General features: G+C 72.9%; 14 protein-coding genes. 8 read left to right on the forward strand and 6 right to left on the reverse strand.

Features of this window, described 5'->3' with window-relative positions; translation table 11 throughout:
* Nucleotides 1–50: 50 nt before the first annotated feature.
* Nucleotides 51–2069 (reverse strand): serine/threonine protein kinase, encoded by a 2019-nt coding sequence (locus WMF36_RS30945; RefSeq protein ID WP_437574366.1) that lies wholly within the window; start codon nucleotides 2067–2069, stop codon nucleotides 51–53.
* 486 nt (nucleotides 2070–2555) lie between these two features.
* Between WMF36_RS30945 and WMF36_RS30950 the strand changes: the two genes are divergently transcribed.
* The 3 genes from WMF36_RS30950 (at nucleotide 2556) to WMF36_RS30960 (ending at nucleotide 9789) form a co-directional block, all read left to right on the forward strand.
* Nucleotides 2556–7547 (forward strand): hypothetical protein, encoded by a 4992-nt coding sequence (locus tag WMF36_RS30950; protein WP_437574367.1) that lies wholly within the window; start codon nucleotides 2556–2558, stop codon nucleotides 7545–7547.
* Nucleotides 7548–7794: 247 nt separating this feature from the next.
* Nucleotides 7795–8397, forward strand: a complete 603-nt coding sequence (locus WMF36_RS30955) for an N-acetyltransferase family protein (RefSeq protein WP_437574368.1) — start codon at nucleotides 7795–7797, stop codon at nucleotides 8395–8397.
* Nucleotides 8398–8586: 189 nt separating this feature from the next.
* Nucleotides 8587–9789 carry an MFS transporter gene (locus tag WMF36_RS30960; RefSeq protein ID WP_437574369.1) on the forward strand — a complete coding sequence of 401 codons (1203 nt, stop codon included), beginning with the start codon at nucleotides 8587–8589 and terminating at the stop codon, nucleotides 9787–9789.
* 34 nt (nucleotides 9790–9823) lie between these two features.
* Here WMF36_RS30960 and WMF36_RS30965 read toward each other — a convergent pair whose 3' ends face one another.
* The gene (locus tag WMF36_RS30965) at nucleotides 9824–11023 is read right to left on the reverse strand and encodes a M14 family metallopeptidase (RefSeq protein ID WP_437574370.1); all 1200 of its coding nucleotides are present in this window, start codon (nucleotides 11021–11023) and stop codon (nucleotides 9824–9826) included.
* Nucleotides 11024–11050: 27 nt separating this feature from the next.
* Here WMF36_RS30965 and WMF36_RS30970 point away from each other — a divergent pair, with 27 nt between their 5' ends.
* Both WMF36_RS30970 and WMF36_RS30975 read left to right on the forward strand, forming a co-directional pair.
* On the forward strand, nucleotides 11051–11662 hold the full coding sequence (locus tag WMF36_RS30970; RefSeq protein WP_437574371.1) for a hypothetical protein: 612 nt from the start codon (nucleotides 11051–11053) through the stop codon (nucleotides 11660–11662).
* Between the two features lie 111 nt (nucleotides 11663–11773).
* Nucleotides 11774–14218 carry a fused MFS/spermidine synthase gene (locus tag WMF36_RS30975; protein WP_437574372.1) on the forward strand — a complete coding sequence of 815 codons (2445 nt, stop codon included), beginning with the start codon at nucleotides 11774–11776 and terminating at the stop codon, nucleotides 14216–14218.
* Nucleotides 14219–14241: 23 nt separating this feature from the next.
* Here the strand turns inward: WMF36_RS30975 and WMF36_RS30980 are convergent, their stop codons facing one another.
* A complete protein-coding gene (locus WMF36_RS30980) occupies nucleotides 14242–15057 on the reverse strand; it encodes an OmpA family protein (RefSeq protein WP_437574373.1) in 816 nt (271 codons plus the stop codon).
* Between the two features lie 126 nt (nucleotides 15058–15183).
* On the opposite strand from WMF36_RS30980, the gene larE reads away from it, so the two are divergent.
* Entirely contained in the window at nucleotides 15184–16044 is an 861-nt protein-coding gene (gene larE / locus WMF36_RS30985) for an ATP-dependent sacrificial sulfur transferase LarE (RefSeq protein ID WP_437574374.1), read from the forward strand.
* A 366-nt stretch (nucleotides 16045–16410) separates the two neighbouring features.
* Here larE and WMF36_RS30990 read toward each other — a convergent pair whose 3' ends face one another.
* The 3 genes from WMF36_RS30990 to WMF36_RS31000 all read right to left on the reverse strand — a co-directional run bounded on the left by WMF36_RS30990 (nucleotide 16411) and on the right by WMF36_RS31000 (nucleotide 20250).
* On the reverse strand, nucleotides 16411–17256 hold the full coding sequence (locus WMF36_RS30990) for a pyruvate, water dikinase regulatory protein (RefSeq protein WP_437574375.1): 846 nt from the start codon (nucleotides 17254–17256) through the stop codon (nucleotides 16411–16413).
* Nucleotides 17257–17357: 101 nt separating this feature from the next.
* A complete protein-coding gene (gene dnaJ / locus WMF36_RS30995) occupies nucleotides 17358–18458 on the reverse strand; it encodes a molecular chaperone DnaJ (protein ID WP_437574376.1) in 1101 nt (366 codons plus the stop codon).
* Nucleotides 18459–18510: 52 nt separating this feature from the next.
* Nucleotides 18511–20250, reverse strand: coding sequence for a class I adenylate-forming enzyme family protein (locus tag WMF36_RS31000; protein WP_437574377.1), 1740 nt, complete (start codon nucleotides 20248–20250; stop codon nucleotides 18511–18513).
* 48 nt (nucleotides 20251–20298) lie between these two features.
* On the opposite strand from WMF36_RS31000, the gene WMF36_RS31005 reads away from it, so the two are divergent.
* Together WMF36_RS31005 and WMF36_RS31010 are read left to right on the forward strand one after the other, a co-directional pair.
* Entirely contained in the window at nucleotides 20299–20703 is a 405-nt protein-coding gene (locus WMF36_RS31005) for a PilZ domain-containing protein (protein WP_437478627.1), read from the forward strand.
* A 61-nt stretch (nucleotides 20704–20764) separates the two neighbouring features.
* Nucleotides 20765–23008, forward strand: a complete 2244-nt coding sequence (locus WMF36_RS31010; RefSeq protein WP_437574379.1) for a hypothetical protein — start codon at nucleotides 20765–20767, stop codon at nucleotides 23006–23008.
* Nucleotides 23009–23094 lie beyond the last annotated feature (86 nt).

Here is a 23094-nt window from a genome sequence, read left to right on the forward strand (position 1 = left end):
GCGGCGCGCGCCGGTCGCGCGGGGAGGCGCGGCGCATCAGCGAAAGCGCGTCAGGAGAAGAGGCGCATCAGGAGCACCATCGCCGCCGCCGTGAGGATCATCCCCGCGACGAAGCCGATGATGAGCCCGCGCTTGCCGGCGAGCCAGCTCGGCTCCCGCACCGGCGACGGCGCGGGCGGCGCCTGCGGCACAAGGAAATGATCCGGCATCGTCGCGCTGCGCTCCAGGATCGTGCGCTCCGCTGTGAGCGTCGAGGCGAGCCCGAGCGGCAGCGACTCTGCTGCGGCCCCCGCCGCGGCGCTCCCGGCGACCTCTGCGCTCGCCGCACCCAGCCCTGACGGGCTCGCCGCCTGCAGATCGCCGGGCTGTACCGTGGGCATCTGGCTGTCGGCCGGCGGCGGGTACGAGACCAGCCGGAGCGTGTTGGCGACGCGCTTCGGTCTCGTCTCCCACGCCGCCGCGTCCGGGTCGAACTGCGGGCTCGGCGGCGTCGGCGGCATCGGCGCGGAATCGACGCGCACCAGGCCGACCTCGGCCCGCTTCTCCGGCGTGCCCAGCCCGAAATCCTCGGCGGAGCGGAGCGTCGCCTTCACCTCGCGCCCCGGCGGCGTGAGGTCGAGCTCGTCGCCCTCGTCATACGCATCATACGACCCGGTGTGGACCCGGACCCTCGCCGGACCGAGCAGCTCGTCGCGGCGGACCATCGTCAACGTGCTGTCCTCGCCCGCATCGCCCGCATCGACCGCATCGTCGGACGAGCCGGGCCCAGCCAGGCCGTTCCCCGAGAGCAGCGCCTCGCTTTCGCTGTGGGACCAGGACGGAAGCTGCAGCGAGATCTCCGGCACCGACTCCGCGGCCCAGCGCTGCGGCTCGGCGCCCATGGACGGGTACACGCCCGGCGGATCGAGCGTGGGCGGGAAGTCCAGGGCGGGCGTGCGGAGCTGCACCGGCGGCGGGGGCCCCGTCTCCGGCGCGACCGTCCCGGAGACGAGCGTCCGGGCCGACTCGATCGACGCCTCCGCGCGCGGGTCCGGGCCGAAGAGCGGCACCGACGTCGAGCTCGGCAGCGACGTGAGCGGCGGGAGCGACGACTGCGGCCGCGGCGGCACGTCCCGCGAGAGCACCGAGCTCGGCTGCCGGCGCGAGATCGGCCCCAGCCCCACGGCCGTATCGGGCAGATCGGCGAGCAAGGTGTGCAGCGCATAGCCGAGCTCGCGCGCCGTCTGATGCCTGTCCGCCGGCTGCTTGGCGAGCGCCTTCACGAGCAGCGCCTCGAGCCGACGGTCGATCCCCGGCGCGCAGGTGCTCGGCACCGGCACCGGCGCGTGGATGTGGAGCGTCGCCGTGTGGAGCGGCGTCTCCCCCTCGAACGGCAGCCGCCCCGTGACGAGCTGGAACAGCAGCACCCCGCACGTGTACAGATCGGCCCGCTGATCGATCGGCAGCAGCCCGCACTGCTCCGGGGACATGTAAGCCGGCGTACCCACAAACGTGTTCGCGCGCGTGACGACCGACAGCGGATCGGCGTGGATCTCGGGCTCGTCGCCGGCGAAGGCGGTGTCGAGGATCTTCGCGATCCCGAAATCCAGCACCTTCACCCGCTCGCCGTGAGGGTGCGTCAGGTCCGGGACCACCATGATGTTCTCGGGCTTGAGATCGCGGTGCACGACGCCCATCTCGTGGGCGACCGCGAGCGCCTCGCACACCTCCGAGAGGATGCGGACCGCCCTCGCCTGACCGATCGCGCCGTGGCGCTCGAGGAGGACGTAGAGGTCGTCGCCCGCGAGCAGCTCCATCACGATGTAGCTGAGCGCGCCCTCGATCCCGTACTCGAAGATCTTGACGGAGTTCGGGTGCTTCACCCGCGCCGCCGCCTTCGCCTCGCGCTGGAAGCGCCGGACGAACGCGCGGTCCGCGGTGAACTCCGGGTTCATGATCTTGATCGCCACCCGGCGGGGCTCGGCGTCGCGCTCGGCGATGAAGACGCTGGCCATCCCGCCCTCGCCGAGGAAGCGGGTGATCGTGAACCGCCCGGCCACCTTGCGGCCGAGGAGAGCGTCATGCCTCATGCGCCTGGCACCCGCCCGCGCCTGCGACGTTCGCTCGTCACCGGGCCGCCGTACCGCCCACCTGCCCGCGGGCGCCCGCGCAGAAGCGCACCGCCACCAGGGCCGTCCGCGCGCCTGCGCGACCCGCGCGCTCGATGCGAGGGGGAGTGCACGCGGCGACCATACCAAAGAACGTGACAGGGGACGACTTGTCGGCCCCCCCGGCGGCGGACACAGCCGCCTCCCAGCGCGATCGGCCGTCCCGACCACCGTTCCCGACCACCGTCACCCCGGACACGGCGCCGGTCGCAGGCTCGACCGACGGCAGTTAACTCTTTAACGCCACCCCAGGTGCAAATGTGCGACAGGTGCTTAACTTATCGAAAGGGTTCGCCTTCGAGCGTTGGCAACATTCTTGCTTGGGGGAAACGCCTCGCGCCGCGCCGGGTGCGTCGCGAAGGCCGGCTTGTGCATCGATCTCGACAGGCAGCTTCCGGAGGATCGTTGATGAATCGAATTTTTAGGCGCGCGGTGCTCCTTGGCACCGTTGCGCTGACCGTCGTGGGGGCGGGCTGCGCAGAGGAGCGGCAGTCCATCAGAAAGGTCCAGAGCGATGCGCTGGCCAAGTCCTTCTTCGTCGGAGGGAGCCTGGACGACATCGCCGACGACCCCGAGTTCTACATGCGGGGCACGGTCATCGACGTCGGGTACGGCGCTGCCCAAGATGGCCTCTTCACATCGACGTACGCCCAGCCCGTCTCTCGCATCAAGTGGGAGGTCACCGAGCACCAGCTCAATGCTCGGCTCGCTTACGAGCGCATCGAGGGCACCGACACCAAGGGCAACACCTATAACGGGCTCACCAGGAAGACGACGAACGACGGCCAGATCGTCGCGAGCTACGCGATCGAGTCGCACTTCGACATCCGCCGCGACTACAACCCGGCGACGGGCGAGGAGTCGAACGTCATCGTCGAGAACACGACCGACAAGCTCTGGTTCGATCGCGAGTACATGCGCGTCGACTGGTCGCGCAACCTCGCGACCGACGCCTACGACTTCGACACCCTCTCGATGCTCGGCCTCTACGGAGGCGTCGAGTACGAGCCGCTCGCCTATTACGTCAACGATCCCAACGCCGCCGACGCCCCGAAGTTCGACGCCAAGAACGGCTACTTCGACGTGACGACGAAGGCGTTCGCCACGCCCGCCATGCTCGACCTCTCCAGCCTCGGCTGGGGCATCGACAAGTTCCCGGCCTGCATGCTCCCGGGCGACTTCGCCGGCGGCACCGACCCGTACGGCAACTGCAACCCGGTCGAGATCACGATCCGGCAGTCGTTCAAGAAGGTGGTCGACACCGACTACGAGCCGGTCGACTTCGACGGCGTCCGGTTCCAGGCGTTCGGCATCTTCAACTTCGACTACCGCTACGGCTACGAGCGCAACTACGGGATCCTGGACAACCAGTGGCGGCGCTTCGCGGCCCGCTACAACCTCTGGAAGCGCAGCCACCACTACACGAGCCCGGAGACGATGGAGGGCGCGATCGCCTGCGCGACCCGGGAGACGACCCAGGGATCGGGCGACCTGACCGCCGATCCGAACCGCGACGAGAACAAGGACGGCACCGCGGACGAGTGCGCCGCGGCCGGCCCGGGCTCGCAGTGCGACGTGTACAAGCAGAAGTGCACGCTGCCCTACGCGCAGCGCGAGGCCGTCGTCATCCCCTGGTACCTCGGCGGCAACACGTCGGAGGACCTCTTCGAGGCGACCAACTGGGCCGCCGAGGAGTGGGATCTCGCGATGAAGACCGCGATCCAGACGTCGCGCCTCGTCGAGTGCAGGAAGACCGGCGGCGCCGACTGCGAGGCGCGGTTCCCGATGTGGAGAGGCCAGCAGGACGACATCGACGAGGCCACCACGATCTCGCGCGACCTGAACGCGTGCCGTCGGGCGAACGGCTGGGACGCGCCGCAGTGCGACCAGGCGGCCAGGGCGGCCGTGCAGGACCTCTCCGAGAGGCGCGGCAACGACCAGGCGACGCTCGCGATCGGCGGCGTCGTGACGCAGCCGCCCGTGATCGTCCTCTGCCACAACCCCGTCATCGCGGGTGATCACCCGGCCTGCGGCGAGGAGGGGCTCTCCCCGCGGCTCGGCGACCTCCGCTACAACAGCGTCCTCATCGTCGACAAGCCGCAGACCCCCTCGCCGTGGGGCATCATGGCCGACGCCGACGACCCGATCACCGGCGAGAAGCTGGCCGCCAGCATCAACATCTGGAGCCACGTCACCGACTCCGCGGCGCAGGGGCTGCTCGATCTCGTCCGCTACATCAACGGCGAGATCCCGACCGCCGAGATCACCGAGGGCAAGTACATCCGCGACTGGTCGCAGGCGAGCCGCGTCTCGGGCGGCGGCCAGGGGCCCACGATGACGAAGGACGAGGTCACCTCGCGGCTCGCGAGCGCCACGAAGCTCGACCCCGAGGCGTACAAGGCCCTCGTCGCGCAGGGCGCCTCCCCCGCGCTCAAGGCGATCATCCAGCCGATGAAGGCCCAGGTCGCCGACATCGCGGTGCGGGGCGACATCGCCTCGCCGCAGCAGGCGGTCGTGAGCGCCCGCATGAAGGCCGCCCGCGGCAGCCTCGCCGAGGCGGAGCTCATGAACCCGGCGATGCTCCAGCGCGCGGGGATCCCGGCCGGCATGCCCGTCGAGGGCCCGCTCGCCGACGCCGCGTCGCCGTTCGGGATGAACAACCCGAAGGTGCAGTCGCAGCTCCGCCGCATGCACGACAACGCGCTCGCCAAGCGCGGCGCCTGCATCCTGCACGAGGCCCCCGAGGCCTCGGCGATGACGGGCCTCGCGGAGGCGCTCAGCGAGAAGTTCCCCGTGGGTGACAAGGAGACCGACGCGGACAAGCGGGGGCGCTACGAGCGGATGTTCAAGTACATCCAGCGCCGCTACCAGTACGCGGTCATCGCGCACGAGATGGGGCACTCCGTCGGCCTCCGGCACAACTTCGTGAGCACCTACGCCTCGCTCTTCTTCCGGCCCCAGTACTGGCAGCTCAGGACGAAGAACGGCGCGATCAAGGCGGCGTGCACCGGCGAGGCGGGCGAGGACACGGACAAGTGCGTCGGCCCCCGCTACTTCGACGCGATCACGGACGAAGAGCAGAAGAACATGATCTGGATGTTCCAGCACTCCACGGTCATGGACTACCCGGGCGACGTCTCGCAGGACCTCGTCGGCCTCGGCGTCTACGACTTCGCCGCCGCGCGCTTCTTCTACGGCGACACGGTGAGCGTCTACGACAACGGCGACCCCAACTACCTGGCCGGCCGCAAGATCGGCGGCGCGCTCCTCGCCGCGACCGACTCCTTCGGCGGGCTGGCCGGCATCAAGTACGGCACGTTCGCGAAGGGCAACGCCACCAACGACCCCAGCGTCACGGACTTCCACTACTCCCAGCTGCACTCGGAGTACGGCATGATCCGCGACTGCTACGACGTGCCGACCCAGCCGCCCGCGAGCTGGAACGAGGCGGTCGACGGCAAGTGGCACCAGGTCATCGACGGCGGCATCGTCACGGTCGGCAACGAGACGAAGCGCTGCCGCCAGCAGCCGGTCGACTACGTCGGCTGGAAGCACCTGCGCAAGCCGACGGACAAGGAGACCGCGATCGGGAGCTTCCGCGGCGGTCCGGCGGTCGACGAGCAGAACCGGGTCCGCGTGCCGTACGCGTTCGCGAGCGACAACTGGGCTGACACCGGCAACGTCTCGGTCTTCCGTCACGACAACGGCGCCGACCCGTACGAGCAGCTGATGTTCCTGCTCACCTCCCAGGAGAACAGGCACATCTTCGACAACTTCCGGCGCGACCGCACGACGTTCAACGTCCGCAGCGCGGCGGATCGGTCCTACAGCCGCTACAGCGAGAAGCTCCTCGGCATCGCGGGCGGCATCGGGTTCTTCGGGACGATCTACCAGGATCTCGCGACGAACCAGGGCCTGTCGTTCGACACGCTGTGGCCGCTCCTCATCGACGGCGGCCTGGAGGAGAACGTCGTGGCCGCGACGGTGGCCTTCGACCACTTCGCCCGGCAGCTCTCGCGCCCGGAGGATGGGCCGCACTACCTGCGCAACACGGAGGCCAACGTCGTGAACGACCCCTGGTCCGAGTGGCGCGTCCTGCGCTCGAACAAGGACGGCGACGACTACGGCGCCGGCACCGACTTCGGCAGCTTCGGCGGCACGGTCAACAGCCCCGTGCTGGTGCAGATCCCGAACGGCTCGACCGGCTACCTGAAGGACGTCGGGTTCGGCGGTCACCCGCTCGAGAACGCGAACTCGGAGGACAACGGCGACTTCGACACCGACTTCACGATCAACGCGGGCAGCTACTACGACAAGGTGAACGCGGCGATCCTGCTCTCCGAGTCGGAGGACCGGTTCGTGAGCAGCTCCCGCCGCGACTTCTACGACGCCCGCTTCCGCGCGGTCGGCATGGCCGACGTGCTGCCCGAGGGGTACCGCCGCCTGCTCGCCAACGCCCTCACCGGCGATCGCTCGCTCCTCGCGCCTCGCATCGAGGCCGACGCGAACGGCTTCCCCGTGGTCGACGCGGAGAGCACGGATCCCGACCCGCTGGCGAAGGAGTTCCCGGCGCGCCCGATGGGCTGGGTCAGCTGGTGGCCGAACGAGGGGCCGAAGGTCTGCTTCCCGACGGACGGGAAGAACCTCTGCTCGAACTACCTCGGCGGCGACTTCAACCCGGAGACCGTCCCCCGCACCATCGCGGTCGATCCGCAGATCGGCTGGGAGGTGCAGAAGTTCCTGATCGCCTGGACGCTCGCGTACATCCCCGCGAACGGCAAGACGAACTGGATGGACATGCTGCGCGTCTACCGGCTCGGCACCGACGCCGAGCCCGGGATCGAGCAGCGCATCGAGTGGCAGGATCCGACGTCCGGGCAGGTCTACTACGCCCGCACGTACGGCATGGAGTGCCTCTTCGGGATCGGCAAGGACAGGGCGGCCTGCGAGGGCACCGGCGGCAAGTGGGTGCAGAAGGGCATCGCGGCGCGCGTGCTCGAGTACGCCAACGCCCTCACCGCGAAGGGGTACCAGCTCGACCCGAGGCACGAGGCGCAGCCGGGCAACCCCAGCGACAGCATCCCCGCGGATCCGGCGTACACGGCCGGGTACGGCCCCGGCTTCAACAGGTACGGTCGCGCGATGGTCACGTACCACCCGGACGGCGCCGCCATCATCATCCCGGACCCGGCCATCAAGGACGTGCCCCCGGTCGGCACGCTCAAGGACGTGCCGGCGTGCGATCAGAACATCGACCCGAACTGCACGCAGCTCACCGTCTACAAGAACCACTACGCGTACGAGCTGAAGAGCTACAAGTCGGTGCCCGACTACATGCTCCAGATGATGGCCAGGTTCGGCCTCGCCGATCCTGAGCAGCTGGGCTTGTACCTCGACTGATCCGCTCCTGGCTGCACCGGGGGCCCCTCGCCGGGGCCCCCGCCCTCCTCTCCCCTTCCAGCTCCAGTTCCAGCTCCAGCAACCCGAGCGCGCGGACCACGGCCTTCGCCGTTCGCCCCGCGCGCGGCCGTCGCCGGCCCTCAGTCCGGCTCAGCCAGGGGCCGCCCGCCCCCGCCCCCGCTCCGTTGGAGGTCGCGCGGGCGCCGCGGCGGCATTACGCTCCCCGCGGCGCAGCGCGCGCCACGGCATGGACGTTTCCCTCGCCCTCCCCGCCATCACCCCGGCGCAGCACTCGGACGCGCGGGCCTTCATGACCTACCTCGTCGAGCACGTGGCCGAGTCCGGCCGCCGCGGCGTGCCCCATTTCGCCGTCGTGACGTCGCTCGCCCCCGACGAGGTCGAGAAGAGCGCGCGCGACCGCTGGAGCAAGGCGCTCGACGAGCCGCTCTGGGGACGGGCCTGGCTGCTCCGATCGACCGAGCCGCGGGCGCGCGTCATCGGGCACATCGAGCTGCGCGGCGGCCGCGTCTGGTCCGAGAGCCACCGCGCCGTCCTCGCGATGGGCATCCTCGGCCCCTACACCGGGCAGGGCCACGGCCGGCGCCTGCTCGAGACGGCGATCGCCTGGGCGCGCGACAAGGCGGGCCTCTCGTACCTCGATCTCGGGGTCTTCTCCAACAACGAGCGCGCCATGCGGCTCTACGCGCGGATGGGCTTCGTCCCGATCGGCACCCGCGAGGACGCGTTCCGGGTCGACGACGCCATCCTGAACGACATCCAGATGACGCTCGCGCTGCGCGATCCCGACCCGCGTCCGGACGCACGCGGGGCCAGACAGGCCGGGCGCTGACCCCCGGCGCAGCGGCGCCCCGGGCCGGCGCGCCGGCCGGGCGGGGCCGCCGAGGCGCGCTGGAGGGTACCCACCGCGCCGCAGATGGGTCATGAGGACACCGCCGTCCGGGCGCCCGTCTGCCGATCCGGCCACCTCCGGCGCGGATCTCCGCGGTCCTCACCGCCGTCATCGCCACCGAAAGCCACCATGCTCCGCTCGCCGCTCCTGCCGATCTTCCTTACCGTCTTCGTCGACGTCCTCGGCCTCACGCTCGTCCTGCCGCTGCTCCCGTTCTACGCCGAGCACTTCGGCGCCAGCGAGCTCATGGTCGGCGTGCTCGCGGCGAGCTACGCGGTCTGCCAGCTGATCTCCGGGCCGATCCTCGGGCGGATCTCCGACCGGGTGGGCCGCAAGCCGACGCTGCTCGCGAGCCAGACCGGCACGTTCCTCGGGTTCCTCGTGCTCGGCTCGGCGGGCTCGCTGTCGATGCTCTTCGTGGGGAGGATCATCGACGGCCTCACGGCCGGGAACCTGACGATCGCGCAGGCGTACATCAGCGACGTGACCCGGCCGGAGGAGCGCACAAGGGCGTTCGGCCTGATCGGCATCGCCTTCGGCTCGGGGTTCCTGCTCGGCCCGGCCGTCACGGGGGAGCTCGCGAGCCGGTTCGGCTACGGCGCCCCGGCCTACGGCGCGGCGGCGCTGTCGCTGCTGTCGATCGTCCTGACGGCCACGCTGCTGCCGGCGAAGCCGATCGTGCCGGCGGCCTCGCCCGATGCGGCCGCGGCCGCGCCTGCTCGCGCGGCGACGATCGGCCGCGGGGACGCCTTCCGCCGGTACTTCGATCGGCCGCTCCCGCGCCGCCGGCTGCTCGAGTTCTTCGCCTTCACCCTCTCGTTCTCGACGCTCATCGGCGGCCTCGCGCTCTTCCTCGAGCGGCGCTTCGCGTTCGGCATCAAGGAGACGGGCTACCTCTACGCGTTCTCCGGCCTCATCGGCGGGAGCATCCAGGGCGGCGCGATCGGCCGGCTGGCGAAGCGGTATGGCGAGGAGCGGCTCGCGCTGATCGGCTTCGGCGCGATGGCGGTCGGCTACGGGCTGCTCGGCGTGGCGTCCGCGCTGCCCACGCTGCTGGTGCTCGTGGCGATCGGGGCGTTCGGCTCGGCGGTGGTGCGGCCGGCCGTCACCACGCTGCTCACGAAGAGCGTCGGCCGCGACGAGCAGGGGGCGGCGCTCGGCGTGAGCCAGTCGCTGGCGAGCATCTCGCAGATCGTCGGCCCCATCAGCGCCGGCTGGCTGATCGAGCACCGGGCGCTGGCGGCGTACGGCCTGATGGCCGCGAGCTTCGCCGCCATCGGCGTCGTCCTCGGCCTGCAGAAGATCCCGGTCGGCGAGCCGGTCGAGTCCTGAGCGGCGCGCTCGGACCGACCCCGGAGCGGCGCGCTCAGGGGCGCGCGCCCTTCACGAAGGGCAGGACGGCCTCGACGAGCGGCGGCGTGGCGTCGTCGAGCTTCCGGGGGTTGTACCAGGCGAACGGCTCGACGAGCCGCGAGGGGCGCAGGCCGAGCTTGCCGCGCGAGCACTCCACGAGGAGCGACAGCGCCCCGTGGCGATCGTGGAGCCAGTCGATCTCCAGGCCCGCCTTGCGGATGCCCCAGGCGAAGCGGACGTAGGACATGGCGCGGTACGGCTTGCGGTCCGCGGCGCGCGCGACGCGCAGGGCGAAGGCGCGGTGCTCGGCGGCGTCGGCCACGGGCCAGAGGCTGTGCGCCGGCGGGTACAGCACGGCGCCGCCGGCGCTGTGCAGCGACAGGGCGCGGTCGATCCGGCGCGAGGACAGCGCGTGCGCGATCGCCTCGACCTCGGGCTCGCTGGCGGGGCGGCTGCCGGGCGAGACGACGAGCCCGATGAGGCGCTGCACGAGGCCACGCTCGTACCACCCGGCGTCGAAGTTCCGGTTGAGGTCGACGCCGCGGGCGTTGCCGCGCACGTAGCGGTGGCGGCCGGAGCGGAGGTTCATCTCGACGCGGAGGAGCCCGTCGGGGTTCACGATCGGGACGGCGAAGATCGACCGGCCGCCGAGGTCCTCGGTCGCGAGGCGGTCGAGCAGCGCGAGGTGCGCCTCGATGCCGACCCATTCGAGGGGGTGGATCCCGGACAGGATCACCGTGGTCCGCTCGCGGCCGCGCGGCCCGGCGCCCGCGGAGCCGCGCGGGTCGAGCGGGCCGGCGCGCACGGGCGGCTCCGCGGCGGCGGCGTCGCTCGCCGACGGCTCGTCCGCGCCGCCCGGCGCGCCGCTGCCCCCGTGGGCGCCGCGGGGCGGGGCGCCGTTCGAGGAGCTCCGCGCGCCCTGGGAGAGCAGCGCCGGGCGCCCCACACCCGGCCGATCGCCGGCGGCCGGGCGGGCTGCGCCGAGGTGGACGGCGAGCAGCGGCTCGCCGCGGACCGAGCGCCCGATCAAGGAGAGCTGCGCTCCCCGGTCGGCGAGCCGCTCGATCGCCTCGAGGAGCTCGCCGTAGCCGCGGTAGGGGCCGAGGCCGCGGCGGGCGAGCAGGCGCGAGAGGGGCGCGCGGCGATGCACGAAGAGGGCCGCCCTCAGGGCGGCCCGACCTTGCTCTTCCGACGCCGGATCGGACTTCGGCATGCAGGGCTCACCTTTACCCGAGATGACATGAACTATAGAGCACCGGTCGCGCCTTCGCGCGACCCGGACCAGGCCGATCCCGGGATTACCGTGGCAGCGGGCGCGCGAATGGAATTCGATAGCAACGGGTGGGCGGAAGGACGTATCGAGCTCTTGCCGCCGGGCCAGGGCTGGTCGCTGCTGTCGCCCGAGCCGGAGGCGCGGATCGACGAGCACCGCTGGGCGCATCAGGCGCGCGTCTTCTTCGGAGCGGAGCTCGCGGTCGTGCAGAAGAAGGCGTATCCGTCGGGGGCCACGCCGATGGTCGACGCCGTGGAGGTCGACATCGCCCGCGCCGGCGGCGCGCCGAGCCGGGTGCTCGTGCTGACGGCGCCGCTGGATCGCGCGCCTCTCCTGCGGGCGGCGGCCGCGGCGGGGGTGCGGGCGATCGGCGGGCGCGGGTTCGACGCGCTGCTCGCGCGGGCGCGGCGGGCCTGGCAGGTGCGCGAGCCGCCGGTCGCCGGCGACGACGCGCGCGCGCCGCTGGTCGTGACCGCGGTCCTCGCGGCGGTGCTGCTCGCGCCCGTGGTGCCGCCCGACGAGGAGACGATCTTCGGGGTGAAGGGGGCTCGGGAGCGGCTGCAGCGGCTCGGCTGGTGACGGCGCGGCGCGGAACGCTCGTTCCGTGGAGCGCCCTGTCGCGTGGCCGCCCGCCCCTATCGCGCCGCTAAGGTGCCTGCTTCTCGCGCGCCTGTACTAGCTTGCGCGCCCGTGCGTACCCGCTTCCCGCTCGTGGTCGCCCTGTTCTTCGTCTCCGGCGCGACCGGCCTCCTCTACGAGGTCGCCTTCTCCAAGCTGCTCGCCTACGTCTTCGGCGCCACCGCCTATGCCGTGAGCACGGTCCTCGCCGCCTTCATGGGCGGCCTCGCCCTCGGCGCGCACCTCGGCGGCCGCCACGCCGCGGCCGCCCGCCGCCCGCTCGTCGTCTACGGCGTGCTCGAGGCGATCGTCGGCGTCATCTGCGCCGTCTCGCCGTTCGTGTTCGAGGCGCTGACCTCGGCCTACGTCGCCGTCGCCCGCGCCGCGCCGGACTCGCTCGCGCTGCTCACCGCGGCGCGCGCCGCGCTGACCGCCCTCGTGGTCGTCGTCCCCACGGTCGCGATGGGCGCCACGCTCCCGGTGCTCTCGCGCATCCTCCGCGCCGGCGCCGCGCCGGACGGGGGCGCGCTCCCCGCCGAGCACGAGGCCGCGCGCCGCCTCGCCTCGCTCTACGCCATCAACACGGCGGGCGGCGCGGCCGGCGCGCTCGCCGGCGCCTACGTCGTCCTCCCGCACCTCGGGATCCGCGGAGCGCTCTGGTCCGCGGCGATCGCCAACCTCGTCCTCGGCGCCGTCGCGATCGTCGCCGGGCTCCGCGGCCCGGCGCCCGTCCCGTCCACCGCCGTCGCGACCGACGCCCCCGAGGCTCGCTCCTCGGAGGCTCGCTCCCCCGAGGCTCGCTCCCCCGAGGCTCGCTCCGCGAGCGCCCCTCTCCCGCCCGCCGTCGGCCGCGCCGAGCCGCCGTTCCTGCTGCCGCTCGCGTTCGCCTCGGGCTTCCTGGTCTTCGCCGCCGAGGTGGTCCAGACGCACCTGCTCGCGCTGCTCATCGGCAACAGCGCCTACGCCTTCGGGCTGATGCTCGCCGTCTTCCTCGTCTGCCTCGCGGCCGGCGCCGCGCGCTCGCCGGCCCTCGCGCGCCGTCACGGCGAGGGCGCGCTCTGGCGCGGGCTCGTCGCCGCGGCCCTCGCGCTCGCCGCCACCATCCCGCTGTGGGACCAGCTCCCGCGGCTCTTCGCCTTCGCGGGCAAGCACGTCGACGGGTGGGCCGGCCGCGAGGCGTGCCGCGCGCTCGCCGCGCTCGCGATCCTCGCGCTGCCCACGCTGTGCATGGGCATCACCTTCCCCCTCCTCCTCGCGCGCGCCGCCGCGCACGCCGACGTCGCCGCGCGCGTCGGCAAGCTGACCTCCGCGAACACCCTGGGCACGATCGCCGGCTCCATCATCACCGGCTACCTGATCCTGCCCGCGCTCGGCTCGGAGCGCGCCCTCCTCGCGATCGCGCTCGCCTTCGCCCTCACGGCCGTCCTCGCCGCCGCGCGCGCCCGCGCGGAGCTCCCCCGCGCCCTCGCGGTGGCCGCCGCCGCGGTGGCCCTCGTCGCGCTCTCGCCTCGCTGGGACATGGCCCGCCTCACGAGCGGCGCGAACGTCTACTTCGCCATGGGGCCGCGCCCCGAGCGCATCGACTTCGTGCGCGAGGACGTGCACGGCGGCGTCACCACCGTCGCGCGCCGCGCCGGCGTCACGACCATGTTCACGAACGGCAAATTCCAGGGCGACGACGGCCCCGAGATGACCGCGCAGCGGCGGTTCGCGCACTTCCCCTCGCTCTTCGTCCGCGACACGCGCGCCGCGCTCGTCATCGGCCTCGGTACGGGCACGACGACCGGCACCATCGCGGCCTACCCCTTCGAGCGCATCGACGTCGCCGAGATCTCGCCCGCGATCGTCGAGGCCTCTCGCCGCTTCTTCGCGGGCCCGAGCCTCCACGCCCTCGACGACCCGCGCGTCCACCTCTCGCTCAACGACGGCAGGAACGAGCTGCTCGTCGCCCCCGAGGGCCGCTACGACCTCATCGCGATCGAGCTCACCAGCGTCTGGTTCGCGGGCGCCGCGAGCCTCTACAGCCGCGAGTTCTACGAGCTCGCCCGGTCCCGGCTCACCGAGGGCGGCGTCCTGCAGCAGTGGGTGCAGCTCCACCACATCCGGCGGCGCGAGCTCGCCGTCGTGATCCGGACGATGCGCAGCGCCTTCCCGCACGTGGCGCTGTTCGTGGGCGGCGCGCAGGGCATCCTGGTCGCGAGCGCCGCGCCGCTTTCCGCCTCGGAGGCGCGCCTCGCCGCGCTCGACGCGCGCCCGGCGCTCCGCGCGACGCTCGCCGGCGCGCGGCTCGCGGATCTCCTCGACGATCTCGTGACCTCCGGCGACGATCTCGACCGCCTCATCACCGACGCGGCCGAGGACGGCGGGCCGATCCTGTCCACGGACGACAACCTCTACCTCGAGTACGCCACGCCGAAGGGCAACGTGCTCCCGTACGGCGCGTCGCTGGAGGCGGCGCTCGCGCTCCTGGAGCGGTACCGCACGCGGTCGCCGCGCGCGCGCCACCTCGCGCCCTGAGGGCGCTCACGCGCTGAGAGCGCTCAGCCCCCGCCCGCCGGCGGCGCCCCGCCCTTCGCGGGCGCTTCCTTGGCCGGCGCGCTCGGCTTGAGCGGCTCGCCCTCCGGCCCCCCGGTCTCGACCGGCGGCTTGACCGGCACCGGCTTGATCTCGTCGCCCGTCGCCACGAACGCCTTGCGGGGCGGGGGCGCCTTGGGCTGCGCGGCCTGCGCCGCGCGCAGCTTGCGCTCCTCGAGGCTCAGCACCTCCAGCGCGAGGCCGCCCGCGTACGGGTCCTGCCCCTGGAAGGGGCGCCCGTTCACCTCGGCCACGTGGAGCTCGACCCGGCGGTTCTCGCTGCGCCCCGCCGCGATCTCGTTCGGCCCGAGCGGGCGCGACTCGCCGAAGCCGACCGCGATCAGCCGGGTGTTCTCGACCCCGCGGTCGACCAGCCAGTCGGCGACCGCGAGGGCGCGCCGCGCGCTGAGCTCCTGGTTGCGCTCCTCGCTCGACTGCGCGTCGGTGTGCCCCTCGATCCGCAGCCGCGTCACCTCGGGGTGCTCCTTGAGGAACTGGAGCAGCGTCTCCAGCGTCTTCTCGCTGCCCGGCCGGATCACCGCCTTGCTCGTGTCGAAGACGATCTTGCCCTCGATGTAGACCTGGCTCTCCCCGCCCTGCTCCGACCAGGCTCTCTCCGGGTACCAGCGCGGGAGCGACCGCTGCTCGTCCGCGCGCGGCAGATCCCGCGGCGGCAGCCGGTTGTCTCCGCACCCCTGGCCGGCGTTCGCGGCGGCCGCGAGCGCCACCGCGACCGCGAACGGCAGGGCGGTGCGGCCTGCCTGCTTCCTCTTCGAGTCCATCTCGCCGTTTAGCGTGTCAGAACCGGCGCTCGAACCGCAAGTAACCTGGCGGCATCGGGCGCGGATCCCGCTCGGGCGCCGGGCCGACCGGCGCGCCAGACGGCTTGTGGTAAAGGGAGGATCGCCATGTCCGCGCCGTCGCTCACGCCCCAGGGCTCCCCCATCGACCCCAAGCTCGCCGGGCTGCGCGCCCGGCTCCGGGAGCTCGGCTCCGTCCTCGTCTGCTACTCCGGCGGGGTCGACAGCGCCTTCGTCCTCGCGGTCGCCCACCAGGAGCTCGGCCCGAGGGCCGTCGGCATGACCGCGGTCTCGCCGAGCCTCGCGCCCGCCGAGAAGGAAGACGCCACGGCGATCGCCCGCCTGATCGGCGCCGACCACCGGCTTGTCGCGTCGTCCGAGATCGACGATCCGCGCTACGTGGCGAACAACCCCGACCGCTGCTTCCACTGCAAGAGCGAGCTCTACCGGATCGCCGTGCACAAGCGGTCCGAATGGGGGCTCGCGGCGATCCTGAACGGCACCAACACGGACGACCTCGGCGACTACCGCCCCGGGCTCGAGGCGGCGCGCGAGGCCGGCGTGGTGAGCCCCCTCGTCGAGCTCGGCTTCAGCAAGGCCGACGTGCGCGCCGGCGCGGCGCGCGTCGGCCTGCCCATCTGGGACAAGCCGGCCGCCGCCTGCCTCTCCAGCCGCATCCCCTACGGGACCAGCGTCACCCGCGAACGGCTCTCGCAGATCGGCGGCTTCGAGGGCGCGCTGCGCGGCCTCGGGTTCCGCCAGGTCCGCGTCCGCTACCACGACGACCTCGCGCGCATCGAGCTCGACGCGGGCGAGCTGGCGCGCGCCGCCGAGCCCTCGTTGCGCGCCGAGATCGTGGCCGCCGGCAAGCGGCACGGCTTCCGGTACGTGACGCTCGATCTCGGCGGGTACAGGACCGGCAGCCACAACGAGGTCCTCGTCGGCCGCGCCCTCAAGATCGTGAGCTGACCGGCGGCGCGCCCCGCCGGGAGCTGGCAGGAGCGCGGGCTCCCGGCCGACGCGCTCTGGATCCTCGACGTGGGAGAGACGCGGGCGCTCGCCCGCTGAGCGGGCGCGGCGGCGACCGGCACACGCCCATCTGGACACGCCGCACGCCCATCTGGACACGCAGCACGCCCATCTGGACACGCAGCACGCCCATCTGGACACGCAGCACGCCAATCTGGACACGCAGCACGCCAATCTGGACACGCAGCACGCCCATCTGGACACGCAGCACGCCCATCTGGACACGCAGCACGCCCATCTGGACACGCCGCTTTCCTGCCTTCGCGCCGTGCGGCGGCGTCGCGCGCCCCGCTCGGCCGCGCGGCCTCACATCAGCGACGAGCGCACGGCCTTCGCGCGCTCGTCGCGCTCCTTCAGGTGCTCCAGGATGATCACCGCCGTCTCCTCGATGGCGCGCCCGGTGACGTCGACCACCGGCCACTCCGGGTGCGCGGCGAAGAGCCGGCGCGCGAAGTCGAGCTCCTGCCGGACGTGCTCGCGCATCGCGTAGTTCGTCTCGGAGGGCATCCCGAGCTGGCGCAGGCGCGCCTGCCGGATCTCGCAGAGCTGGTCGAGCCCGATGGTCAGGCCGACGACCCTGTCCTGCGGGGCGTCCACGAGCTCGGGCGGCGGCGCGACGCCGAGCACGAGCGGCAGGTTCGCGACCTTGAGGCCGCGCTGCGCCAGCAGCGTCGACAGCGGCGTCTTCGACGTGCGCGAGACGCCGACGAGGACGATGTCCGCCCGCTTGAAGTTCCTCGGCTCCTTGCCGTCGTCGCTCTTGACCGCGAACTCCACCGCCTCGATGCGCCGGAAGTACTCCTCGCTCAGCGGCAGCATCGCGCTCGGCAGGTTGATCGGCTCCCGGTCGAGGAAGGTGCCGAGCCGGCCGATGAGCGAGCCGATCAGATCGATCGCCTCGATGTTCAGCTCGGCCGTGGAGGCGTGCACGAACTCGCGCAGCTCGGGGCTCACCACCGTGAACACGACGAGCGCGCCCTCCCTGGCCGCGCGCTCGAGCACCGGCCGCGCGATGTCCGGCGTGCGCACCCGGGTGTGGAGGCGGATCTGCACCCCCGCGTCCGGGTACTGGAGCAGCGCGGCGCGCACGGCCTTCTCCGCCGTCTCTCCCGTGGAGTCGCTCAGGACGTCGATGAACTTCGGTTTGTCCATGTCCGATGCCTCCTTCGCCATGTCGGCTCAGGTGCTCGAGGCAGCGCTCGTGCCTCGGCGTTCAGCGGGACGCAAAGGATCGCCCGCGGGCGCGCGGCAGGTCAACCAAACAGGCCCTTGAGCTTGTCCATGAAGCTGGCCTGCTGCGGCTGCACGCTCTCGCCGAGGTCCTTCGCCAGCTGGGCGATGAGCTCTTTTTGCGAGGCGGTGAGCTGCGTCGGCACCTCGACGCTCACCTCGACGAGCTGGTCGCCGCGCCCGCCGACGACGCGGCGCGGGATGCCCTTGCCCTTGATCCGGAGCACCGAGCCGGGCTGCGTGCCCGGGGGGATCCGCAGCCTGCCCTTCCCGTCGAGGGTCGGGATCTCCAGCTCGCCGCCGAGCGCCGCGCGCGCGAACGAGATCGGCACGGCGCACACCACGTCGTCGCCGACGCGGCGGAAGAGCTCGTGCGGCGCGACGCGGATGGTGAGCTCGAGATCGCCCGGCCCGCGATCGGGGCGGGCGGCGTTGCCGCCGCGCTCCACGAGCCGGGTCGCGCCGTTCTCCACGCCCGCGGGGATGGTCACCTCGATGGTCTTCTGCTTCGCCGCGAGGCCGGCGCCGCGGCACGTCTTGCACGGGTCGGTCACGATCCGGCCCGTGCCGCGGCACCGGCCGCAGGGGCGCTCGATCGCGATGGGGAACATCCCCTGCTGCATCCGGACCCGGCCGCGGCCCGCGCACGCCGCGCAGCGCTCGGTCGACGCCCCGGGCGCGGAGCCCGAGCCGGCGCAGTCGCCGCACGGCTCGACGCGATCGTAGGTGATCTGCTTCGTGCAGCCGAACGCCGCCTCCTCGAAGCTGATCCGCACCTCTTTCTGCAGCGTCCCGCGGTCGCCCACCTTGATGCCGAGGGCGCCGAGCAGGTCGCCGAAGATGGCGTCGAGGTTGAGGTCCTGCATGTCGAAGGGCACGCCCTGGAAGCCCGAGCCGGCGGCGGCGCCGACGGCGGCGGGGCCGAACCGGTCGAACGCCGCGCGCTTCTGCGGATCGCTGAGGATCTGGTAGGCCGCGTTCAGCTCCTTGAAGCGGACATGCGCGCCCTGGTCCCCCGGGTTCTTGTCGGGATGGTGCTGCGCGGCGAGTCGCCGGAAAGCGCCTTTAATTTCATCCTGCGTCGAGGAGCGCTCGACGCCCAACACTTCGTACGGATCCCGCACGAGGTGCGAAATAGCATCGATCGCGCTCCCGGGACAGCGGCTACCGGCGCGCCTATTCCGCTGGTTTCGGCTCGGGTCCGGCGAGGTCGCGCTTCATCACCTTGCCCGTCGGGTTGCGCGGCAGCGCGTCGACGAAGACGATCTCGCGCGGGACCTTCGGGCCCGCGAGCTCTGCGCGGCAGTGCGCCTTGATGTCGTCCTCGCTCGCGGCCGCGCCGGGGCGCAGGGCGACGAACGCGCGCACGCGCTCCCCCCAGGCGCGATCCGGGACGCCCACCACGGCGGCCTCGGCGACCGCCGGGTGATCGTGGAGCACCGACTCCACCTCGGCGGGGTACACGTTCACGCCGCCCGAGATGATCAGGTCCCGCTTGCGGCCTTCGATGTGGTAGCAGCCGCGCGCGTCGCGGCGCGCGAGGTCGCCGACCGAGAAGTAACCGTCCAGCATCGACTCGCGCGTGGCGTCCGGATCTCTGTGGTAGCCGGAGACGAGCAGGGGGCTCCTCACATAGAGCTCGCCCACCTCGCCGTCGCGGCACGGCTTCCCGTCCTCGCCCACCAGCATGAGCTCGCTGCCGGCGACCGGGCGCCCGATGGTGCCCGGCGACGCGCGCAGATCCTCGGGGCCCGCGATCGTCACCATGCCCGTCTCGGTCGCGCCGTAGAAGTTGAAGAGCCTGTCGCCGAACACCCCCATCACCTTCGTCGCGAGCGCCGGCGGCAGCGGCGCGCCGCCCGTGAAGATCGCGGTGAGCGACGACGTGTCGTGGGCGCGGAGGCGCGCCTCGCCGAGCTCGAGCACGCGGTGGAGCATCGTCGGGACGACCGTCGTGGTCGTCACGCGGTAACGCTGGATCGCCTCGAGGAAGAGCTCCGGATCGAACTCCGGGAGGATCACGATCGTCGCGCCGAGGACCAGCGAGAGGTTCACGAAGCCGAGCGCCGTGAGGTGGTAGAGGGGGCCCACGGCGAGGTGCACGTCCCCCGCGCGCATCGGGGTCGCGCCGATCGCCCCGAGCGCCGACACGACGACCCCGCCGCCGAAGCCGCGCACCGCGCCCTTCGGCTTGCCGGTGGTGCCGGAGGTGTACATCACCACCGCGGCCCGCTCGCTCCGATCCGGCGCGGCGCCGCGCTCGGCGATGAGCTCGTCGAAGTGCGCGAAGCCCGGGGCGCGCTCGCCGACCGCGATCATGCTCTCGCGCGGGATCCCCTCGAGCCGCGGCGCGGCCTCGCGGATCACGTCGGCGATGTCGGCGTCGAACACGAGCAGGCGCGCCCCGGAGTGGCCGGCGAGGTAGGAGAGCTCGGCGGGGGTCGATCGCCACGAGGCCGTCACCACGGACGCGCCGACGCGGGCGAGCGCGATCTGGCTCATCACGAACTCGGGGCGGTTCTTGAGCGCGAGCAGCACGGTCGCGCCCGGGCCGACGCCGCGCCGGTCGAGCGCGTAGCCGAGCCGCTCGATCGCCTCGTTCAGCGCGAAGAACGAGTAGACCCGATCCTCGGCCGGGGCCTTCACGTCGCCCTCGGCCGCGCCGCGCGCGAGGCTCCGCGGGTCGACCACCGCGATGCGGTGCGGGCTGTTCTCGGCGTAGAACCGGAACAGGAGCGACGGGTTCGCCTTGCCCTTCGCGAGCTCGCGCGCGAGGACCTTGAGCCCCGGCCAACGCAGCGCGGCGAGGAGCCCCGTCTGCGTCACCGCCCGCCCGGCGACGAGCGCCCCGTCCTTGAGCGCGCCGATCCTGCGCCGCCCGCTCGCGACCGCGGCCCTGGCACCACCAAGTTCCATGACCGGCGACTTTACTCTGGGCCGCGTGCGCCGTGGTAGGGTGGTGCCGTGACGGAGACGGACCGCCGCTCAGCCCATCGGGCCGCGATCGAGCTGAGCGTGGAGTACAAGCGACTCAACACGTTCTTTGCTGACTACACGCGCAACATCTCGAAAGGCGGGACGTTCATCCGGACCGATCGGCCGCTCGCTATCGGCACCGAGTTCGTCTTCGCCCTCTCGATCCGCAACCTGGCCGAGCCGCTCCGCCTCCGCGGGCGGGTGAAGTGGATCGTGATGCCCGCCGAGGCGACGGAGGAGGCGCCGGCGGGGATGGGCATCGAGTTCCAGTATGCGAGCGAGGCGGAGAGCGCCGCGACCGAGGCGGTGGTCGAGCAGCTGATGATGAGCGAGCTCGGCGAGACGCTCGCGTCCAAGCTGCTCGGCCGCAAGCTCGGCGACGCCTCGCGGTAGCGCTGGCGACAGAGCGCCCCGGGGGGTGCGCGCACGCTTCGCCCGTGTACACTGCCCTGCAATGTCGCTGCCGACCTTGTTCCCCCGGCGCCGTCTCGCCCGGGGTCTCGCCGCGCTCGCCCTCGCGCTCTCTCCCCTCGCCTGCGGGGCCTCCGGCACACCGGGGGCGAAGGGGCCGCCCGGCGCCGAAGGCCGCGCCGCGGTCGTCGAGGTCCGCGACGCCGATTTCTCCGGCAGCCTCTACACGATCGTGCGCGACGGCAAGCAGAGCCCGCAGCGCACGGGCCTGCTCATCGGCGTGATCCGCAGGCAGCTCGCGCACGCCGCGGCGCGCTTCCACGCCGGGCAGCCCGACCGGGCCGTCGACAGCGTCCTCGGCGCGCTCTACCTCGTCCGTCCCGGCGAGGGCCACGCCGAGATGATCGACGCCGTGGGCGAGCGCGCCCTCGCCGGCGCCATCGAGCGAATGAGCCCGCGCGGCGACGAGGGGCGGGTGCGGGCGCTCATGGAGCTCCGCGCCGCCGCGCTGCCGAGCGGCAGCCGGGCCCGCGCCGAGGTCGACGAGCACCTGGCCGCGCTCGATCGCTGGATGAAGGAGACGCGCACCGGCGGGCCGCTCGAGCAGCTCGGCATGGAGCAGCGCGCGTCCGTCTCGCGCGCCCTCATCGACAGCCGCCCGGAGACGATCCAGCGCGCCGCCGCCGCCACCGCGGCGTGGATCGATCGGGCGATCGAGTTCAACATCGAGTACCGGCAAGGGGGAAAGCGGCCGGAGCGGGAGGAGGCGGTCGAGGCGGCGCGCGCGCTGGAGTCGGGCGGCGCGAGCATGGCCGCGCTGCTCCTCCGCTACGGCGACGCGAAGGGCGCGCTCGAGCAGATCGACCGCACGAGCGCGCGCCGGGTGATCCCGCCCGGCCTGTACGAGCGGATCAAGGCCGCCGCGTCCGGCGACGACGCGGTGTCGTGGCAGGCGCTCGCGACCGCCTTCGCCCTCCACGACACGCAGGAGCGCGACGCCGAGACCGGGATGCTGCAGGACCTGCTCAACGGGGCGATCTGGGGCACGGCGCTGGAGGCCTACCGGCGCGATCCGCTGAGCTACGACAGCGCCACCCTGCTCTCCCAGGTGATGATCCGCCTCGGCATGTCGGAGGCGACGCCGCTCGTGATCGCCGGCGCGCTCGGCGACCGGCCGAGCCCCGGCGCGCTCGGGGCCGCGCTGGGGCTCCTCTTGGGCGCGCTCTCGGAGGAGGCGTCGAGCGACGATTTCGAGGCCGCCCGGCGCACCTACAGCGCCGCGGGGCCGCTGCTCGTGCTCGCCGACCGGGCGGCGCGCGGCGGCGCCGTGCTCGATCCGTCGGGCGCGCGCGTCCGGTCCCTCATGGCGTCGCTCGAGCTGCGCGCCGGCCACCTCGCCGGCGCGCTGCCGCTCCTCCGCGCCGCCACGGCGGCCGAGCCGACGGTCAACGGGCTCACGCTGCTCGCGATGGCCGAGCGGCAGTCCGGCGAGCTCCAGGCCGCGCTGGAGGACGTGCGGCGGGCGCTGGGAGCGCCGGACGCGCGCACCGCGCCGCTCGAGATCATCCAGGCGCACCTGCTCGCCTTCGAGCTCCACCGCGAGGCGGGCACGCAGGAGCGGGCCAAGGAGTCGCTCGACGCGGCGCTCGCCGCCGCGCTCGACGCCCGGCAGCGCGCGCGGGATCCCGGCACGAAGGCGCGGACAGAGCGGCTGCTCGGGCGCATCCTCGACGGCTATGGCGACGAGAAGGGCGCGACCCGCGCCTACGAGCGGGCGTTCGCCCTGGTGGCCGCCGAGCCGCCGCAGCTCGGCGCCACGATGCTCGACGCCGTGGGGCGCGCGCTCGTCGAGCGCGATCTCCCCGCCGCGCGGCGGGCGCTGAAGCGCGGCCTCGAGGCGAACGTGGACGAGGAGGATCTCGTCTACGGCGGGCTCTGGGTCCTCCTGCTGGAGCGCGCCCTCGGCGTCGCGACGGACGGCACCGCGGGCCGCGCGCTGGACAGCGCGGCGACTCGCGCGTCCTGGACAGGGAAGCTCGCGGCGTGGGCGAACGGCAGGCTCAGCGACGCGGATCTCGGCAAGCTCGCCCAGAGCGCGGCGCAGCGCGTGGAGACGCAATTTTACACGGCGATGGCCAAGAAGGCGGCCGGCGATGCGGGCGCGGACGAGCGGCTCCGGGCGGTGTCGAAGAGCCCCGTGATCGACCTGCTCGAGGTGCACCTCGCGCGCGAGATGCTGGCCCCCGAGCTGCGGATCGAGCTGCCCCGCAACGCGAGCCTTCCGTGAAGGCAAGGTGGGAGGTCATCCCCCGCGCTGGGCAAGCGGCGAGGTGATCGGACGGCCAGCGCGCGGGGGCGCGAAACCGCGCGCGG

The sequence above is a fragment of the Sorangium sp. So ce887 genome (assembly GCF_051521455.1).
In the GTDB taxonomy this organism is placed as follows: Bacteria; Myxococcota_A; Polyangia; order Polyangiales; family Polyangiaceae; genus Sorangium.

Coding starts and splice junctions, on each gene's coding strand:
- WMF36_RS30960 (WP_437574369.1), top strand. CDS start 8,587: ATGCTCCGCTCGCCGCTCCTGCCGATCTTCCTTACCGTCTTCGTCGAC.
- WMF36_RS30970 (WP_437574371.1), top strand. CDS start 11,051: ATGAACTATAGAGCACCGGTCGCGCCTTCGCGCGACCCGGACCAGGCC.
- WMF36_RS31010 (WP_437574379.1), top strand. CDS start 20,765: ATGTCGCTGCCGACCTTGTTCCCCCGGCGCCGTCTCGCCCGGGGTCTC.
- WMF36_RS30980 (WP_437574373.1), bottom strand. CDS start 15,057: ATGGACTCGAAGAGGAAGCAGGCAGGCCGCACCGCCCTGCCGTTCGCG.
- WMF36_RS30945 (WP_437574366.1), bottom strand. CDS start 2,069: ATGAGGCATGACGCTCTCCTCGGCCGCAAGGTGGCCGGGCGGTTCACG.
- larE (WP_437574374.1), top strand. CDS start 15,184: ATGTCCGCGCCGTCGCTCACGCCCCAGGGCTCCCCCATCGACCCCAAG.
- WMF36_RS31000 (WP_437574377.1), bottom strand. CDS start 20,250: ATGGAACTTGGTGGTGCCAGGGCCGCGGTCGCGAGCGGGCGGCGCAGG.
- WMF36_RS30990 (WP_437574375.1), bottom strand. CDS start 17,256: ATGGACAAACCGAAGTTCATCGACGTCCTGAGCGACTCCACGGGAGAG.
- WMF36_RS30955 (WP_437574368.1), top strand. CDS start 7,795: ATGGACGTTTCCCTCGCCCTCCCCGCCATCACCCCGGCGCAGCACTCG.
- WMF36_RS30965 (WP_437574370.1), bottom strand. CDS start 11,023: ATGCCGAAGTCCGATCCGGCGTCGGAAGAGCAAGGTCGGGCCGCCCTG.
- WMF36_RS30950 (WP_437574367.1), top strand. CDS start 2,556: ATGAATCGAATTTTTAGGCGCGCGGTGCTCCTTGGCACCGTTGCGCTG.